The sequence below is a fragment of the Qipengyuania sp. Mu-71 genome, from assembly GCF_036867055.1.
GTDB classification, from domain to species: Bacteria; Pseudomonadota; Alphaproteobacteria; order Sphingomonadales; family Sphingomonadaceae; genus Qipengyuania; species Qipengyuania profunda.
In genome coordinates, this window is record NZ_JBAJHR010000001.1 from 1,383,730 (window position 1) to 1,400,807 (window position 17,078).

The following is a 17,078-nucleotide window of genomic DNA, read 5'->3' on the forward strand; positions in this document are numbered from 1 at the left end:
CCTAGCGGCAGACGCCGCGCCAGCGCGGGCTCATGTCGAGATGGAAATGGTCCGCATGCGCGGCATTGTAATCGGGTGACAGCACGGTCGGGAAACCGTCGCAGGCGCCGTCGCGCACCGTGCGCAGGAACCGCGCCTTGTCCCCCTCCCCGTCCCAGTCGCGCAGCACGCTGATCCGCGTCCCATCGGTAAGGACGAAGCCCGCGATATCGATCGCATTGGCAGTCGCATGTTCGCTCCACGCTCCCGAATCGCGGCCATAGAGACGGCGGCAGGAATAGGCGCCAAGGTGTTCTATCCGCGCGATTCCCGATCCGAAGATCGCCTGCGCAGCGGGCCCGAGCACGTCACGCTCCCATAGCAGCAGCGCGATCGACGCAGGACAGGTGACCGGCGGCGTAGTGGGGCTGAGCGGATAGTCGGTGAGCCGCGTGCGGTCCTCTCGCCGACAGGCGCCCTCGCCCGCGGGTTCGAGCACATCATGCGCGATATCGCTGCGCTCGAGCACCGCCCGGCATGCTGGAGCATCCTCACGCAGCGCAAGCAGCTTGCGATCGGTCGCCCAGCCCACCGGATCGCGCAGGTCGAGCGGTGCCCAGGGATTGTGCTCGGGATGCTCGGCGAGCCAGACCCGGGCGCTCAGCAGAAGTCCCGCCGCGATCAGCAGCAGTGCCAACCGCCTATCACCGGCAAAGCGTCCGATCCGTCGCGAAATCATCCGTGTCACAGCTCCGTCCCCAATAATTCGGCCAGCACGAGGGCCGCTATCAGGAGGAAAACCGTTCCAATGCCGCGATCGATCCAGCGCCGCGTCGTAGCGCGCGCCATCAGGCGGGCGAGCCGTTGCCCGGCACCGATGTACAGCGCCCCGACCGGCACGTCGATCACGAGGGCGAGAACGGCCAGAAGGATGATCTGCGGCCCGATCGGCGATGCGGCATCGACGAAGGGCGGGATGATCGCGAGCATGTAGATCAGCGACTTGGGATTGCCGATGGCGATGAGGATGCCGTCGCGAAAGGCATGGCGCGAAGGCTCGCGGGCAGTTGGCGGTGCTTCCTCTCCCGCGTGGAAGGAGTGCCGGATCGCGGTAATGCCGAGCCATGCGAGATAGCCGATCCCCGCAAAGGCCAGCACGCGGAAGGCGAGCGGATAGGCCGCGGCGAGCGTGCCGAGCCCGAACGCGACCAGCACCCACCACACCAGGTACCCGATCTGCATGCCCAGCAGCGCCGCCCAGCCCGAGCGCGCACCGCGCCAGACCGCCTGCCCCATGACGAATAGCATCGATTGCCCCGGCACCAGGCTGGTGGTCGCAGTCACCAGCGCGAAGGCGGCGAGCTTTTCGGCATCGATCATGCAGCGCGCCTAGTGGAAGTCGCGGCTCGGGGGAATGATCCGCGCATCGCGCGGATGCCCGCCCGAATTGGGGCCGAACCACCCGCACTCGCGATTGCCCGGCGGGGGCTCCTCCCATGGCTCGACCGGCCGGTAGGGGTCGTCCCCGCCTTCCCTGAGATTGTCGCGCGGGTTGAACTTGGCGGGCAGCGGCGTCGTGACATGGTCCGCGCGCGCGACCGGCGCATTGAGCATGTCGTCGGACAGGCGGTAGAGCTGGTGCGTCGCATCTTCCATGTGATGTGCGATCACATGGATCACCTCGTCGTCATATTCGACCCGGCCGCGCACCTTCATCAGCCGTGAACCCATGACCACACGGCGTTGTTTTTCCTTCAGATCCGGCCAGACCACGAGGTTGATGACACCGGTCTCGTCTTCCAGCGTGATGAAGCAGACGCCCTTGGCGCTGCCCGGTCGCTGGCGGATCAGCACCACGCCCGCGACATGCACCATGCTGCGGAACTTGCGGCTGCGCAGATCGCTGGCGCGCACGAAGCCGCGTTCGGCCAGGCTGGCGCGCAGGAAGGCCATCGGATGCGCCTTCAGGCTCAGGCGCGTGGTCTGGTAATCCGCCACCACTTCCTCGCTCAGCGGCATGGCGGGCAATTGTGTCCGCGCGGTCTCGGCGCCCTCGTCGCGCGCTGCGGCGGCGGCGAACAGCGGCAGGTCCGCCCCGCCCACGATGCTGCGCGCATCCCACAGCGCCTGCCTGCGCGACAGCTGCATCGAACCGAAGCAGTCCCCGCTGGCCAGGCGTTCGATATGCGCCGGGCCGATCCGCGCGCGGTCCTTGAGCGCGGCGACATCGGCATAGGGGCCGCCCGCCTCGCGCTCGGCGATCAGCCGCGCCGCCACCGCCTCGGGCAGGCCGTCGACCTGCCGCAGGCCAAGGCGGAGCGCGATATTCCTGTCCTGCCGGCCCCGCCCCCGTTCTCGGCCGCTCGCGGGTGTCTCGCCGCCAATGTCCTCCAGCGTGCAATCCCATTGCGACAGATTGACGTCGGCGGGCAGCACGCTGACGCCATGCTCGCGCGCGTCGCGCACGATCTGCGCGGGGGCATAGAAGCCCATCGGCTGCGAATTGAGCAGCGCGCAGCCAAAGGCGGCGGGGAAATGGCATTTGAGCCAGCTCGAGACATAGACCAGATGCGCGAAGCTGGCGGCGTGGCTTTCGGGGAAACCGTATTCGCCGAAACCGCGGATCTGGTTGAAGCAGCGCTGCGCGAATTCGCGGTCGTAGCCGCGTTCGACCATGCGCTCGACCATCATGTCCTGCAATTCGTCGACCATGCCGCGGCTGCGGAAGGTCGCCATCGCCTTGCGCAGCCGGTTGGCTTCCTTGGAGGAAAACTGCGCCGCATCGAGCGCGATCTTCATCGCCTGTTCCTGGAAGATCGGTACGCCCAGCGTGCGTTCGAGAATGCTCGACAATTCGTCGGGCGGGCCATGCTCGGGGGCAGGCGCGGGAATGACGACCTGTTCGGCCCCGCGCCGGCGCTTGAGATAGGGATGCACCATGTCGCCCTGGATCGGCCCCGGGCGCACGATGGCGACCTGGATCACGAGATCGTAGAATTCGCGCGGGCGCAGCCGCGGCAGCATGTTCATCTGCGCGCGGCTTTCGACCTGGAACACGCCCAGCGAATCCCCCTTGCGCAGCATGGCATAGGTGTCCGGATCCTCGCGCGGGACGCTGGCAAGGCTGAGCGGGCGATTGTAGTGATCGTCGAGCAAGTCGAGGCACTTGCGGATGCAGGTCAGCATGCCCAGCGCGAGGACATCGACCTTGAGGATGCCAAGCGCCTCGATATCGTCCTTGTCCCATTCGATGAAACTGCGTTCGGGCATCGCGCCATTGCCGATCGGCACGGTTTCGGTCAGCGCGCTTTCAGTGAGGATGAACCCGCCGACATGCTGCGACAAATGCCGCGGCATACCAATCATTTGCTCGGTCAGTTTAAGAACCCGGCGCAAGTGCGGATCGCGCACATCCATGCCCGTCTCGGCAGCGTGTTTCTCGCTGATTTCGCGGCCCCACCCACCCCATACGGTCTTGGCCAGCGCAGCGGTGACATCCTCGGTCAGCCCCATCGCCTTGCCCACTTCGCGGATCGCCATGCGCGGGCGGTAATGGATCACCGTGGCGCACAGGCCGGCGCGGTGACGGCCGTATTTGCGATAGATGTACTGGATCACCTCTTCGCGCCGCTCGTGCTCGAAATCGACATCGATATCGGGCGGCTCCTTGCGTTCTTCCGAAATGAAGCGGTCGAACAGCAGCGCGTGCTTGGCCGGATCGACGCTGGTGATGCCGAGACAATAGCAGACCGCCGAATTGGCCGCGCTGCCGCGCCCCTGGCACAGGATCGGTGGATCGACCCCGCGCGCATAATCGACGATATCCTTGATGGTGAGGAAGTATCGCGCAAGGTCGAGCTTGCCGATCAGCGCCAGTTCGCGTTCGATCGTTTCGCGCACGGTCTCGGGCACGCCGCCGGGATAGCGCCAGGCGGCCCCTTTCCACGTTTCGCTGGTGAGATATTGCTGCGGCGCCTGCCCGTCGGGGTATATTTCCTCGGGATATTCATACGCCAGTTCGTCGAGACTGAAATCGCAGGCATCGGCCACTTCGCGCGTGGCGGCAATCGCATGCGGCCAGCGATCGAACAGCCTGATCATGGTCGCGGGCGGCTTGAGATAGCGTTCGCCATTGCTTTCCAGCAGGTGCCCCGCCGCCGCCACGGTGGTCTTGTGGCGGATCGCGGTCATCACGTCCTGCAACGGGCGCCTGTCGGGCGTGGCGTAATGCACGTCATTGGTGGCGAGGATGCCAAGGCCATGCGCCCTGGCGAGCGCATCGAGCCGTTCGATCCGCGCGATATCGCTGTCGGTATAGAGGAAGCTTGCGGCAAGGTGGCGAAGGGTGGGAAGCTGGGCTGCGATATGCGGCAGGATATCGGACAGCGTTCCTTCCACCCGCACCCGATCCGTTTGCCCGCCTTCGGATGCCTCTGTCCGGGAGCCCGGCGGAAAGGGGACGACATTGTTCGGCACCGTCACGGCGAAGCGCTGGTCGAGATCGCGCGGGGGCAGCAGGATCAGCTGCACATCCCCGGTATGCCCGGCCAGCATCGCGAGGCTGATGTCGCAGGCGCCCTTGGCCTGCCACTCCCCGTCGAGCGTGCGCATCCGCCCGGCCGAAATCAGACGGCACAATTGGCCATAGCCGGCGCGATTCCGCGGATAAGCCAGGAAGGCAAGACCTTCGACCGTTTCTATCCTGCAGCCGATAAGCGGCTTCAGTTTAAGCGTTTTTGCCTCGGTATGAATGCGCACCACGCCCGCCATCGTATTGGCATCGGCAATCCCGATCGCATCGTAACCCAGCGCCCGCGCCTCCAGCACCAGGTCGACCGCATCCGACGCCCCGCGCAGGAAGCTGAAGCAGGACACGAGTCCGAGCTCGACGAAGGGCGAACGCGGCGGCGCCTCGATGTTCGCGGGATCGAGCTCGATCGTCCGCTTGGGGATCTGGAGATCGTTTTCGGGCATAATGGATAGGCCGCAGGACCGCCGTTATCGCTGCGAAGGCAGGGATCCATCCACCTGCGCCGCTGGGCGAAAGCTTGGCTGGACCCCCGCCTTCGCGGGGGTGACGAGAGAAGTTGAGGGCATCATGGCGCGGCTAGTTCCGCGAGCCGTGTGCGCACCGCGGCAAGGTCGGCATCGAACAGGCGCGCCTGTTCCTCCCGCGCAGGCCCATCGAGCCGCAGCAGGTAGGACGGATGCGCGGTGACCCACAGTTCGCTGCCATCCTCGAGCGGGATGGGGCGGCCCCGCGCCTTCGTGATGCTGACCGTCTTGCCCAGCATCCCGCGCGCCGCACTGGCGCCCATGGCCAGCACCAGTTTGGGCTGCACGATCGCGCGTTCGCTTTCAATCCACCAGCGGCAGGTGTCGATTTCCTTTGCGCCCGGGTTCTGGTGCAGTCGCCGCTTGCCGCGCTGGACATATTTGAAATGCTTCACCGTATTGGTGACATAGGCGCCGCGCCGGTCGATCCCGGCCTTTTCCAGATGCACATCGAGCAATTGCCCGGCGGGACCGACGAAAGGCCGCCCCGCCAAATCCTCCTGGTCGCCCGGCTGTTCGCCCACGATCATGAGCGCGGCATCGTCCGGCCCCTCGCCCATCACCGCATGGTTATCGAGCTGGCCGATCGGGCATTTGCGGCAGGCATGAATCGCCTTGTCGATCGCCGCCAGCGTATCGGGCCGGTCCTCCAGCCCGTCCGCGAACAGCGATTTGCCCTTGTCGACCATCTGCGCCTCGCGGTTCTGCGCGCCCGCAACCAGTTCGGGGATGAGCGCGGCTTCGGGCATGTTCTTCCAGTATTTCTTGGGCATTTCCTTGAGCATCGCGCCGATCTTCAGCCGCGCGGGATTGAAGATCGAGGCGTAATAGCTGCGCCACAGATCTTCCGTCGGATCCCCTTCGGGCGCATCGGACCGCTCGGCCGGCGGGCCTTCGGACATGGTCGTCCCGTCCCAGTGCAGCGAACCGCGCGGGGTCAGGATCGACCAGCGCATGTTCGCAAAGCGCCGCATGAAGAAGCCCGCATTGGCGCGCAGGATATGGTGATCGGGTTCGAACCAGGCGACGTAATGCTCGCCGCCTTCCCCCTCTTCGTTCTCCACCAGCCGGAAGCGGACGAAGGCATGCATCTTGTGGCTGTCGCGGCGCACGTTCTTGGCCAGTTCCTCCACCCGGCGCACATCGGGATCGGCCTTGTCCTCCATGATCCGCCCGTTCGCCTGCAACCGCCACAGCAGGCGATAGAGCAGCGCGAACCGCTCGGGGTCGGAATGGAGGATGGCATTGCGCGCCAGCGTCACGAAGCGCTTGCTCGCGCGCACCAGCCGCGCATCGGCGGGCGAGACGGGCATACCCCGTTCGCTTCCCGCAGCCGGTGCAGCCGCGAACAGGTCGCCATTGCCGCCCGGCTCGACCCAGGCGATACGATCGGGCGGGACCTCGCATTGCACCAGCGTGCGGGCCTGCTCGCGCCAGAACTCGAAATCGTCCGGCTCGGGCAGGTGGACCACGTGATAGGTGCCAGCTTGCAGATGCTGGAGAGCGCTCATGCGGTGAACAGCTCGAGCTGCTCGGTCTTGGGCGCGAGCAGGCTGCGCAGGTCGGCACGGTCGGTCAGCATGACGGGGCGCCAATCGACGGTGCAGATAAAGGGCCGCACCTTGGTGACCGACAGCGTCAGCCGCGCCACATCGTCGAGCCGCAGATTGCGATGGCGCCGGCTGGCGAGGATCTTGCCCACCGCCTTCACCCCCAGCCCGGGGACACGCAGCAATTGTTCCTTGGTGGCGCGGTTGACATCGACCGGGAACTGTTCGCGGAATTTGAGCGCCCAAGCGAGCTTGGGATCGATGTCGAGCGGCAGGTTCCCGTCCGCCTCGGTCGCCTGCATCACCTCGGCCGGCTTGTAGCCGTAGAACCGCATCAGCCAGTCGGACTGGTACAGCCGGTGCTCGCGGATCAGCGGCGGGCGCTTGAGCGGTAGTACCGCGCTGGCATCGGGGATCGGCGAGAAGGCGCTGTAATAGACGCGGCGCAGGCGGAAATTGTCATACAGCCGGCTCGCCTTGCCGACGATATCGGCATCGGTCGCCGCATCGGCGCCGACGATCATCTGCGTCGACTGGCCCGCGGGGGCGAAGCGCGGCGCGTGCTTGAAGCGCTTTCTGGCGTCTTTCAGTTCGCTTATGTCGCTCTTGACCCGGCCCATTGCGCCTTCGATCTGCCGCGCATCCTTGTCGGGCGCGAGCCGGGTGAGACCGCTGTCGGTCGGCAGTTCGACATTGATCGATACACGGTCCGCATAAAGCCCCGCCTGGTGGACGATCTCGGCATCGGCCTCGGGAATGGTCTTGAGATGGATGTAGCCGCGAAAATCGTGTTCTTCCCGCAAGATACGGGCGACTTCCACCAGCTGTTCCATCGTGTGGTTCGAGTTCTTCACAATGCCCGAGGACAGGAACAGTCCCTCGATGTAATTGCGCCGGTAGAAGGACAGCGTGAGATCGACGACTTCCTGCGGCGTGAACCGCGCCCGCGCGACGTTCGAACTCTTGCGGTTGACGCAGTAATGGCAGTCGAACACGCAGTGATTGGTCAGCAGTATCTTGAGCAGCGAGATACAGCGGCCATCGGGTGCATAGGCATGGCAGATGCCCATCCCCTCGGTCGAACCGATTCCCTTACCGCCCATGCTGGTGCGTTTGGCCGTACCCGAGGACGCGCAGGAAGCGTCGTATTTTGCCGCGTCGGCGAGAATCTCGAGCTTCTGAAGGACGGTTTGGGTAGCCATTCGTTCTATATATGTTCCACACAGCCCCCTGCCAATGTCGAATGATGCATCGAGGCGGTTTCAGGCACACAAACCGTGCAGGTACCAGTCGGGAGGGCCGCCCCGGCCATCGCCGATGATGCCCAGGCGGTAGATCCAGTACCGCCGGCCGGCTTCGTCCTCGATCCGGTAATAGTCACGCAACCGCGCGCCGCCGCGTTCGCGCCACCATTCGGGCGCGATGCGTTCGGGCCCTTCAACCCGCGCCACCTCGTGCACTTGCCCGCGCCAGCGAAACCGCTGCGGATAGCCATCGGGCGTCGCATAGAGCACGGCAATGCTTTCGGGACTGTCGAGCAGCTTGAGCGGGCGCGCATGGAAAGCGAGCTGCCCTTGCGAGGATGCCTCGGGTTCGAGCGGCGGCTGCCAGCGCTGCGCGCGCTCGGGAATATGGCTGGCAAAGGGCACGGGGCGGGTAACCGCCTGCGCTCCGAGACGGACGGTCAGCCGGTCGATACAGGCCGCCAGCGACGTGCCGTGGGTTTCCGCCGCGGTCTCGATATCGTCCTGGGCAAGTGCCAGCGGTTCCGCCCAGCTGGCCCGCAGGCGCAGCATCTCGATCCCGAACCCGGCATCCACATCGTCGAGCCGCGCCGCGAACAGCCGGACGATATGCGCCGGATCGCGTGTCGCGGCCGCCAGTTCGAGCTGGCGAACCACCACTTCGCCATCGACGCGCCACAGCCCCAGTTCGAGACGCCGGGCACCCTGCCCCTGCCCCTCGAGCTCGCGCGCCATGTCCCCGGCAAGATCGGTGACCACCGTATCGAGCAACTGGCGATGGCGGATCGGTTCGAGCAAGCGCCGCTGGACTAGCGGCACCTGCTGCGGAACCACGGGCAGCAGCGGTTCGGGCACGCGGCCGAGCAGCTGGTCGAGCCGGACCAGCGGGTTGGCGGCAGGCGACTTGCGATTGCGGAAACGGCGCTGGATCGCATCGCGCCCCAGGGTCGCGATCTCGCCCAGCCGCTTGAGCCCCAGCCGGCGCAACACGGTCACCACATCCTGGTCGAGCCGCAGCGCGGCCACGGGCAGATCGGACAGGGCGCGTTCGATCGCTTCGGCCCCCTCGACGATAGCCCCGTCGCGGCCATGATGCGCCAGCGCCCAGGCGGCCCCGGCGGTTGGCGCAATCGCCGTGCGAACCGCCAGCTGTCGCTGGGCAAAGGCCTGCTGCACATCGGCAAGCAGCCGGTTCTCGCCGCCGAAGAGATGCGCCACCGCGGTCACATCGACCAGCAGCCCGTCGGGCGGGTCGAGCGCGGACCACGGCCCCCAGCGCTGCGCCCAGATTGCCAGGGTCTCGAGAAAGCCGAGATCGCCCGCCGGATCGCTCGGCGCGGTAGCGATTTCGGGGCAGAGCGTACGCGCATCGGCGAGCATCATTCCCGCTCGCGCTCCCGCCTCGGCAGCAGCGCGATTGCTGGCTTCGATCCGTGGCCCATGCGCGGTATCGGCGATCAGCACCAGCGGCCGGGCGGCGAGCGCCTCGGCCTGCTCTCCTTTTGCCATGCGCCAGCGATCCATCGCCAGCGCGGGAAGCCAGATCGACAGGATGCGGCGGGTGCAGGAGCCACCCTTCTGCAGCATACTCACGCCCGGAGCAGCGGGTGCCGCTGGCGCAATCCCGCCGCCCAATTGCCAAGTGTTGCGTCGTCTGCGCCATGGGCCTTGCTCGCGGTGAGATCGCCCTCATCTTCGGCCAGCAGCCATTCGCCCGGCGCATGCGCGCGGGCGCGGAACAGTTCGGCCTGCCAGCGCGGCGCGCCGGGAGCCTGCGCATTCCAGTACGGCGCAGCGGAAGGGGCCGAGGTCACCTCCCACCGCATCCGCGCCGAGGACAGGTCGCGCGCCGCATCGATCCGGACGAGGAACAGCGGTACGCCATGTTTTTCCCCCGCCAGCGTCAGGCGGCGCGAAGCCGTGAAATCGAGCGCCTTGGGGTTGCCCGCAATCTCGCCCACCACGAAGGCGAGGTCGCGGCAGCGCAGCCCCTCCTCCAGTGCGAAGAGCGCGTCTTCGGCCTTTTCCGCGAGCACGTGGATCACTCGCCCCTGCAACAACTCCGGCAGTCCGGCGCGATAGGGCCGCCCTGTACGCCGCGCCGCCTCGCGCGTCTGGACCCACAGCACGCTGCGCCGGTCCTGCGCCTCGCAGCCATCCCCGCGCGGCAGAGTGCGCCAGTCGTCGAGCGCCAGCGCCAGCGCAGCACCCGCCCCTGCCCCCTCGTGCGAGGAAGCGAACACTTCATTGTGCAGTGCCAGCCCCCGGCTTGCCGCCAGGCCCGGGCGCCAGCGCGCATTGCGCCGCGCGGATAGCGCGGCGACGTCTTCAAAGGCCATGAGCGGCAGGGAGGCAAGATCGGGCTGGGACATAAGGGAACGACTCGAATGTTCCTACTATGTTCCATATCGGATCGATTCGCAATTCGGCGCAGCGGGTTCTCCCGTCGTCGCAGACCGGGACCGAACCGGCGCTTCATTCATTGGTCTGGCAACACCCTTTGAAGGAGACACCCATGAAACACGCTGCTGGAAACCCCGACGAACTCAAGACCAAGTTCTGGAAGGCGCTGGCCGATTCGCCCTTCCTCTTCCTCCAGCTCGACGGCCAGAGCGCGACCGCGGTCCCGATGAGCCCGCAGCTCGACAAGGATGCCAATAGCTCGATCTGGTTCTTCACCCATACCAAGAGCGATTTCGCCAAGCTCGGCCGCGCCACCGCGACCTTCGAGAGCAAGGGTCACGAACTCTTCGCCCGCTTCGACGGCACGCTGACGCGCGAAACTAGCCAGGAACGCTTCGACCAGTTCTGGAGCAATTTCGTCGAGGCATGGTACGATGGCGGCAAGGACGATCCCGACATCCTCTTCCTGCGCATGGACCTCGGGAATGCCGAGATCTGGGATGGCGACATCGGCCTGCTCAACACTGCCAAGATGGCACTGGGCATGACCGTGCACGACGAGGCCGAGAAACGCCACACCGAAGCCGTCGATCTCTAATCTAATCCGATCCCAAGCAAAAAGGGCCGCGTTCCAAACGGAGCGCGGCCCTTTTCTGCTCAATATGGGATCAAACGCGCATCAGTCGCGCGGGCGCGGTGGGTGGATCGGGATAGCTGTCTCCTCACCCGCCACGGCATCGACCACTTCGACGATCCCCTGCCCCAAGTGGCTGCGCCTGCGGCTGTAGAGGAAGTAGACGAGCAGGCCGATAGCGCTCCACGCCGGAAGGACGATCATCGCCCCGCGCGGCAGGTTGAGGAACAGGAACAGGCAGCCCAGGATCGTAGCTGGGCCAACGAACCACAGAGCCTTCACGCGGAAATGGCGATGGACGTCGGGCCGCTGGCGGCGCAATACCATCACCGCCACCGCCACCATGGCGAAGGCATAGAGCGTCCCCGCATTGGCGATATCGGCCAGCTGGCCCACCGGGAAGAACGCCGCGCCCACCGCCACCACAATCCCCGTCAGCGCCGTCACCACATGCGGCGTCTGCCAACGCGGGTGCACGCGGCTGAGGAAGTCGGGCAGCAACCCATCCCGGCTCATCACGAAGAAAATGCGCGTCTGCGCGAACAGCAGCACGAGGATGACCGATGGCAGCGCAAGGAAGGCGGCTATTCCCAGCACATTGCCCACGCCCGACCAGCCGATCTGGCGCAGCACATGCGCCAGCGCCTCGTTCGAACAGACCAGCGCATCCGCGTGAACCGGGAGGAGGCACTGACGCGCGAGTTCTTCCGACCCCGCGGGGAACGGTATGCCGCCCGGCCCCATGATCGGCTGGCCGCCGATGGTCCCGATCGCCCCCGCCGCAACGAGGATGTAGAAAAGCGTGCAGAACAACAGCGAGCCGACCAGTCCGAGCGGCACGTTGCGCTGCGGATCATTCGTTTCCTCCGCCGCGGTCGAGACCGCGTCGAAGCCCACATAAGCGAAGAAGATCGTTGCCGCCGCACCGACCGCCCCCAGCCCCGAACCGAAACCCCCGAACACGCCTGCGGGCAGGAAGGGATTGAACCGCTCCGCCTCGAAGGCGGGACTGGTCAGCGTCAGCGCGATGAACGCGGTCAGCGCGGTGACCTTGATCGTCACCAGCACCGCGTTGAACTTGGCGCTCTCGCTGGTGCCGATGATCAGCAGGCCGGTAATCAGCAAGGCGATGACCATGGCCGGCAGGTTGATCAGCCCGCCCTCCGCACCGCCCAGCGCGAGCGGCCCTGCCGAAAGCCAGCTCGGCAGGGTGACGCCCAGCGTCTCGTCGAGGATACTGCCCACGAAATAGCCCGACCAGCCGACCGAAACCGCGCTGGCCGCAATGGCGTATTCGAGCACCAGCGCCCAACCCACGGTCCAGGCAAGGAATTCGCCCATCGTCGCATAGGTATAGGTGTAGGCCGAACCCGACACGGGGATCGTCGACGCGATTTCCGCATAGCACAGCGCGGCAACGACACAGACCGCCCCCGCAATCGCGAAAGCGAGCATCAATCCCGGCCCCGCCTTTTGCGCGCCCGCGGCCGTCAGTACGAAAATACCCGTCCCGATAATGCAGCCAATGCCGAACAGCATCAGCTGTATCCCGCCCAGCGAACGCTTGAGCGACTTCTTCTCAGCAGCCGCGAGGATTGCATCCAGCGGCTTTACCCTGTCGAAAATCATGCGGCCTGCGGCCTCCCCAGGCCCGCCGCAGGACTACCCTGCTCCGCCAGCCGGAAGCGCGCCGAATACGCGGCTTTCCAGCTAGCAGGAAGAGGGATTCTGCATCAGCCGCCGAGGATCGAGGGAAACAGCCCGGTGACGAGAATGACCGCCACCGCGATCGGGCATAGCCAGGCGATCAGGAAGCGCCACAGGCCGAAGGCCCACGGCGTCAGCCCGGTGGTGGTGCGCAGCAGCGTTTCGTCCGCTTTCCAGCCGATAAAGATCGAGGTCAGCAGCGCGCCCACGGGTAGCATGACCTTGCCCGTGAACCCGTCGACCGTGTCGAGGATGTCGGTTTCCGCGAACAGGCTCCAGAAGCCCAGCGGACGGACATCGGACCAGACGTTGTAGCCGAGCAGGCAGGCGATCCCGATCAGGAACGACCCCGTGCCGAAGATCAGCGCGGATTTGTGCCGGCTCCAGCCGCGCTCGCCGATGCCATAGGCGGTCGGCACTTCGAGCAGCGAAATCGAGCTGGTAACCGCAGCAACCAGGATCAGCACGAAGAACAGGAAGCCGATAAGCGCGCCGCCGGGCATGGTTTGGAAGGCAAAGGGCAGCGTCTGGAAAACCAGCGTCGGCCCCGCCGCCGGATCGAGCCCGACCGCGAAGACGATCGGGAAGATCATCAGGCCTGCGAGCAGGGCGACACAGGTATCCGCCACCGCAATAAGCCCGGCGGTCGGGCCGAGCGCGCTGCCCTCCTTGATGTAGGAGCCGTAGGTAATCAGCCCCGCCACGCCGAGCGAGAGCGAAAACAGCGCCTGGCCCAGCGCCGAATTCATCACCTGCGGAGTAAGTTTCGACCAGTCGGGGGTAAACAGGAACGCGACCGCATCGCCGATGTCACCTTCGATCGCGCCATAGACGACGAGGCCGAACAGCAGCACGAAGAACACCGGCATGAGATAGGTCGCGGCCTTCTCGATCCCCGAACTGACACCGCGCGCGACGATAAAGAGCGTCAGCCCCATGAAGAGCAAATGCATGCCGAGCAGCAGGCCCGGGCTGGCGAACATGTCGCCCAGCCGCTGCTGGATCTGTTCGCGACTTTCGCCCGCCAGCGCGCCGCGGAACGGATCGCCGGCCATGATCGCCTGCCCCAAATCGGCGCCCATTACGCCGGCGTAATAGAGGACCCAGCCAGCGACGACCGAATAGAACGCCACGATGAGGAAAGCCGCCAGCGCCCCGATCGCACCAAAGATCGACCAGCCCGGCGCAGCCTGCGATTGCGTTGCCACGCGGCGGATCGAACCGACCGCATCGGTCTGCCCCACGCGGCCGATGAAGATTTCCGACAGCACCAGCGGAAGGCCGAGCAGGAAGACGCAGGCGATATAGACGATAACGAAGGCCCCGCCCCCGCTTTCGCCCGCCAGCGTCGGGAAACGCCAGATATTACCAAGCCCCACTGCGGCCCCGACCGCCGCGAGAATAAACGCCTTGCGCGAGGACCATCCCTCGCCCGTCGAAGTCGTGGTAGCGACCATGTTCAGACTGTTCCTCTCCAACCGCGGCGATCCCTGCTCGCGCGTCACAAGCGCGTCTTAGACACGCAATACCCCGCGATGCCAAGCTTCGCTTTGCCATCTTCCACGCGCTTGCTAGTGGGTGCCGCATGTCGACGACTTTCCAGCTCGATACGAGCACCAGCCGGGCCAATCCCACGCCGCAGCCGATGAAACGGCTGACGGTGCCCAAGATCCGCGCGCACAAGACCGCGGGCGAGACGCGCGAACCGCTGGTGATGCTGACCGCCTATACTGCGCGGCAAGCGCAATTGCTCGACGCGCATTGCGACATCCTGCTGGTCGGGGACTCGCTGGCGCAAGTGATCTATGGTCTGCCCACGACGATCCCCGTTACGCTCGACATGATGGCCAACCATGCCGCCGCCGTGGTGCGCGGTAGCTACCACTCGGTGGTCGTGGTCGACATGCCCTTCGGCTCCTACGAACAATCGCCCCAGCAGGCGTTCGAGAGCGCGACCTTCCTGCTCAAGCAATCGGGCGCCGCCGCGGTGAAGCTCGAAGGCGGCGAGCAGATGGCCGAGACCGTGTCCTTCCTCAACCAGCGCGGCATCCCCGTGATGGGCCATGTCGGGCTGACCCCGCAGGCGGTCAATGTACTGGGCGGCTATGCCGCGCGCGGGCGCAGCGATGCCGAAGCGGAGAAGATCGTCGGCGACGCCAAGGCATTGGACGAGGCCGGGGCCTTCGCCATCGTGCTCGAAGGCGTGCTCGAACCGATCGCGATCGAAGCGACGCAGGCGGTGGCCTGCCCGACCATCGGGATCGGCGCCTCCGCGCAATGCGATGGGCAGGTGCTGGTGACCGAGGACATGCTCGGCATGTTCGATCGCGTCCCGCGCTTCGTGAAGAAATATGCCGATATCGCCGGGGTCATCGAACAGACCGTGGTGCAATATGCCGAGGAAGTGCGCGCGCGCAGTTTCCCCACCGAAGACCAGACCTACCAGCCCAAGCGCTGAACGCAGGACCTTTCTACACATGGCAACGCTTTGGCGCTTCTACGGATTCTCGTTCGTTTTCACGATTTTCTGTCTTGGCCTCGCCGTCTGGTACGGCTGGGTCAGCACCGCTTCGGTTACCGGTACGCTATCGCTGTTATGGATCGTCGCGGTCCTGTCGGTGCTGGAAATATCGCTCAGCTTCGACAATGCGGTGGTCAACGCCTCGGTCCTCAAGGAGATGGACGAGGTCTGGCAGCGCCGCTTCCTGACCTGGGGCATCGCCTTTGCCGTGTTCGGCATGCGCATCGTCTTCCCGTTGGCGATCGTCGCCATCGCGGCGGGGCTCGGCCCGGTCGAGACGGTCAATCTCTCGCTCAACGATCCGCGCGAATATGAGCGGATCGTATCCTCCGCCCATGTCGGCATTGCCGGCTTCGGCGGCGCCTTCCTCGCGATGGTCGGGCTCAAGTTCTTTTTCGACCTCGACAAGGAGGTCCACTGGATTTCGGTGGTCGAGCGCAAGCTCGCCAAATTCGCCGCGCTGCCCGCGGCCGAGATCGCGCTGCTGCTGCTGGTGCTGTGGGGCATTTCGACCACGCTTGCACCTGACGAGGCGCTGACCTTCCTCGTTGCCGGCATCCTCGGGCTGGTTACCTTCATCGCGGTCGAAGGCATCAATGCGATCCTCGAGATGAAGGAAGAGGCCGCCAAGCTGCAGGGCGCAGTCGTGCGTAGCGGCCTGGGCGGCTTTCTTTATCTCAACGTGCTCGATGCCAGCTTCAGCTTCGACGGGGTGATCGGGGCCTTCGCGCTATCCAACAACATGATCGTGATTGCGCTGGGCCTGTCGATCGGTGCGATGTTCGTCCGTTCGATGACGATCCACCTCGTCCGCAAGGGCACGCTGGCGGCCTATCGCTTCCTCGAACACGGCGCCTTCTGGGCGATCATCGTGCTCGGCGGAATCATGCTCGTCTCGGCCAAGGTGCATATCCCGGAGACCCTTACCGGGCTGATCGGGGCCATCCTGATCGGGCTCAGCCTGTGGTGGTCGGTGCGCTACAACCGGCGTCATCCGCAGGAGGATGCTGCGCCAGCCGACTAGCGATCGGCGCTGCCACCACCAGTTGGAAGAAGTGGTAGAGCAATAGCGCGATAACGATGAAGCCGGCCTCTTCGGGCGGAAACAGGATGGTGGCCAGGGGCGCGCCGACCGCCGCGCTCTTTTGCGCGCCGGCGAAAAGGAAGGCGATGCGGTCCGAGCGTTCGAGCTGCAGCGCACCGCCCGCCAGCCACGCGCCTAGATTGCCCACGGCCAGGAACGCGGCCACCAGCGCGGCGATCACCAGCCAGTCCACTCCGTCGACCCGGGTCCAGATGCCCTGCTCGACCGCGCCCGAGAACGCGACATAGATCGCTGCTGCAATGGCGATCCGGTCGACCCAGGCGATCTTGGGCTTGTGCGCCGCGATGAAGGCGCCCGTAAACCCCTGCAGCGCCTGACCGATCGCAAACGGCAGGATCAGCAGCAGCATGATCTTGCCGATCACATCCATGCCCACCGCCCCGCTTCCGCTACCGCCCAGCGCGAGGAAGATCGGCACAGTGATGAAGACGCCGAGGATATTGAGCAGCGCGGCACCGACCACCGATAGCGCCACATTGCCCCGCGCCAGCGAGGTGTAGGAGGTGGCCGATTGCACAGTCGAAGGCAGCGTACCCAGATACAGGAACCCGAGCGCGACCGAGGGGGCGAGCCAGACCTGCCCCAGTGCGGCCAGCGCGGCACCGATCAGCGCCATCGCGCCGAACACCCACAGGACCAGCGGCAGGAGGAAACGCCAATTGGCAATGCCAGCAGCAATATCGCGGCGCGCGATGCGCATGCCGTTGAGCAGGAACAGGATGAAAATCGCAGCATTGGCCACTGCCTGCGCCACCCCTCGCGCGGTACCGGTGGCGGGCAGGAGGGCGGCAAGCAGGATGGCGGCGACCAGCATCCGCACCATGGGATCGGCAAAAACAGTTCGGAGCGTCATGCGCGGCCCTTGCCTCTACCGTGCAAG

General features: G+C 65.7%; 13 protein-coding genes. 3 read left to right on the forward strand and 10 right to left on the reverse strand.

Annotation, left to right across the window (positions count from 1 at the left end; all coding sequences use genetic code 11):
* Nucleotide 1: 1 nt before the first annotated feature.
* The 7 genes from V6B15_RS06890 to V6B15_RS06920 form a co-directional block, all read right to left on the reverse strand.
* Nucleotides 2-718: an extensin-like domain-containing protein gene (locus V6B15_RS06890; RefSeq protein WP_334200552.1), complete on the reverse strand. Its 717-nt coding sequence runs from the start codon at nucleotides 716-718 to the stop codon at nucleotides 2-4.
* 5 nt (nucleotides 719-723) lie between these two features.
* The gene (locus tag V6B15_RS06895; protein WP_334200553.1) at nucleotides 724-1,359 is read right to left on the reverse strand and encodes a LysE family translocator; all 636 of its coding nucleotides are present in this window, start codon (nucleotides 1,357-1,359) and stop codon (nucleotides 724-726) included.
* Between the two features lie 9 nt (nucleotides 1,360-1,368).
* Nucleotides 1,369-4,953, reverse strand: a complete 3,585-nt coding sequence (locus tag V6B15_RS06900) for an error-prone DNA polymerase (RefSeq protein WP_334200554.1) — start codon at nucleotides 4,951-4,953, stop codon at nucleotides 1,369-1,371.
* A gap of 122 nt (nucleotides 4,954-5,075) precedes the next feature.
* Nucleotides 5,076-6,545, reverse strand: a complete 1,470-nt coding sequence (locus V6B15_RS06905; protein ID WP_334200555.1) for a UdgX family uracil-DNA binding protein — start codon at nucleotides 6,543-6,545, stop codon at nucleotides 5,076-5,078.
* Nucleotides 6,542-7,786, reverse strand: a complete 1,245-nt coding sequence (locus tag V6B15_RS06910; RefSeq protein WP_334200556.1) for a putative DNA modification/repair radical SAM protein — start codon at nucleotides 7,784-7,786, stop codon at nucleotides 6,542-6,544. Before V6B15_RS06910 ends, V6B15_RS06905 begins: the two co-directional genes overlap by 4 nt.
* A 60-nt stretch (nucleotides 7,787-7,846) precedes the next feature.
* On the reverse strand, nucleotides 7,847-9,415 hold the full coding sequence (locus V6B15_RS06915; protein ID WP_334200557.1) for a DUF6504 family protein: 1,569 nt from the start codon (nucleotides 9,413-9,415) through the stop codon (nucleotides 7,847-7,849).
* Between the two features lie 2 nt (nucleotides 9,416-9,417).
* On the reverse strand, nucleotides 9,418-10,167 hold the full coding sequence (locus V6B15_RS06920) for a hypothetical protein (RefSeq protein ID WP_334200558.1): 750 nt from the start codon (nucleotides 10,165-10,167) through the stop codon (nucleotides 9,418-9,420).
* A gap of 176 nt (nucleotides 10,168-10,343) precedes the next feature.
* Between V6B15_RS06920 and V6B15_RS06925 the strand changes: the two genes are divergently transcribed.
* A complete protein-coding gene (locus tag V6B15_RS06925; RefSeq protein WP_334200559.1) occupies nucleotides 10,344-10,829 on the forward strand; it encodes a pyridoxamine 5'-phosphate oxidase family protein in 486 nt (161 codons plus the stop codon).
* Between the two features lie 81 nt (nucleotides 10,830-10,910).
* Here the strand turns inward: V6B15_RS06925 and V6B15_RS06930 are convergent, their stop codons facing one another.
* Together V6B15_RS06930 and V6B15_RS06935 are read right to left on the reverse strand one after the other, a co-directional pair.
* Nucleotides 10,911-12,494 carry an amino acid permease gene (locus tag V6B15_RS06930; protein ID WP_334200560.1) on the reverse strand — a complete coding sequence of 528 codons (1,584 nt, stop codon included), beginning with the start codon at nucleotides 12,492-12,494 and terminating at the stop codon, nucleotides 10,911-10,913.
* Between the two features lie 104 nt (nucleotides 12,495-12,598).
* A complete protein-coding gene (locus V6B15_RS06935) occupies nucleotides 12,599-14,029 on the reverse strand; it encodes a sodium-dependent transporter (RefSeq protein ID WP_334200561.1) in 1,431 nt (476 codons plus the stop codon).
* Nucleotides 14,030-14,157: 128 nt separating this feature from the next.
* On the opposite strand from V6B15_RS06935, the gene panB reads away from it, so the two are divergent.
* Nucleotides 14,158-15,030: a 3-methyl-2-oxobutanoate hydroxymethyltransferase gene (gene panB / locus V6B15_RS06940; protein WP_334200562.1), complete on the forward strand. Its 873-nt coding sequence runs from the start codon at nucleotides 14,158-14,160 to the stop codon at nucleotides 15,028-15,030.
* A 19-nt stretch (nucleotides 15,031-15,049) separates the two neighbouring features.
* On the forward strand, nucleotides 15,050-16,117 hold the full coding sequence (locus V6B15_RS06945; RefSeq protein WP_334200563.1) for a DUF475 domain-containing protein: 1,068 nt from the start codon (nucleotides 15,050-15,052) through the stop codon (nucleotides 16,115-16,117).
* On the opposite strand, the gene V6B15_RS06950 is transcribed toward V6B15_RS06945, so the two are convergent.
* Entirely contained in the window at nucleotides 16,050-17,051 is a 1,002-nt protein-coding gene (locus tag V6B15_RS06950; protein ID WP_334200564.1) for a bile acid:sodium symporter family protein, read from the reverse strand. The two genes, V6B15_RS06945 and V6B15_RS06950, sit on opposite strands and share 68 nt — an antisense overlap.
* Between the last annotated feature and the right edge of the window lie 27 nt (nucleotides 17,052-17,078).

What these genes read in the sequence shown, in the direction of transcription:
- V6B15_RS06935 (WP_334200561.1), bottom strand. Translation starts at nt 14,029, where the DNA reads ATGGTCGCTACCACGACTTCGACGGGCGAGGGATGGTCCTCGCGCAAG.
- V6B15_RS06890 (WP_334200552.1), bottom strand. Translation starts at nt 718, where the DNA reads ATGATTTCGCGACGGATCGGACGCTTTGCCGGTGATAGGCGGTTGGCA.
- V6B15_RS06905 (WP_334200555.1), bottom strand. Translation starts at nt 6,545, where the DNA reads ATGAGCGCTCTCCAGCATCTGCAAGCTGGCACCTATCACGTGGTCCAC.
- V6B15_RS06895 (WP_334200553.1), bottom strand. Translation starts at nt 1,359, where the DNA reads ATGATCGATGCCGAAAAGCTCGCCGCCTTCGCGCTGGTGACTGCGACC.
- V6B15_RS06950 (WP_334200564.1), bottom strand. Translation starts at nt 17,051, where the DNA reads ATGACGCTCCGAACTGTTTTTGCCGATCCCATGGTGCGGATGCTGGTC.
- V6B15_RS06910 (WP_334200556.1), bottom strand. Translation starts at nt 7,786, where the DNA reads ATGGCTACCCAAACCGTCCTTCAGAAGCTCGAGATTCTCGCCGACGCG.
- V6B15_RS06925 (WP_334200559.1), top strand. Translation starts at nt 10,344, where the DNA reads ATGAAACACGCTGCTGGAAACCCCGACGAACTCAAGACCAAGTTCTGG.
- V6B15_RS06945 (WP_334200563.1), top strand. Translation starts at nt 15,050, where the DNA reads ATGGCAACGCTTTGGCGCTTCTACGGATTCTCGTTCGTTTTCACGATT.
- V6B15_RS06920 (WP_334200558.1), bottom strand. Translation starts at nt 10,167, where the DNA reads ATGGCCTTTGAAGACGTCGCCGCGCTATCCGCGCGGCGCAATGCGCGC.
- V6B15_RS06900 (WP_334200554.1), bottom strand. Translation starts at nt 4,953, where the DNA reads ATGCCCGAAAACGATCTCCAGATCCCCAAGCGGACGATCGAGCTCGAT.
- V6B15_RS06930 (WP_334200560.1), bottom strand. Translation starts at nt 12,494, where the DNA reads ATGATTTTCGACAGGGTAAAGCCGCTGGATGCAATCCTCGCGGCTGCT.
- panB (WP_334200562.1), top strand. Translation starts at nt 14,158, where the DNA reads ATGTCGACGACTTTCCAGCTCGATACGAGCACCAGCCGGGCCAATCCC.
- V6B15_RS06915 (WP_334200557.1), bottom strand. Translation starts at nt 9,415, where the DNA reads ATGCTGCAGAAGGGTGGCTCCTGCACCCGCCGCATCCTGTCGATCTGG.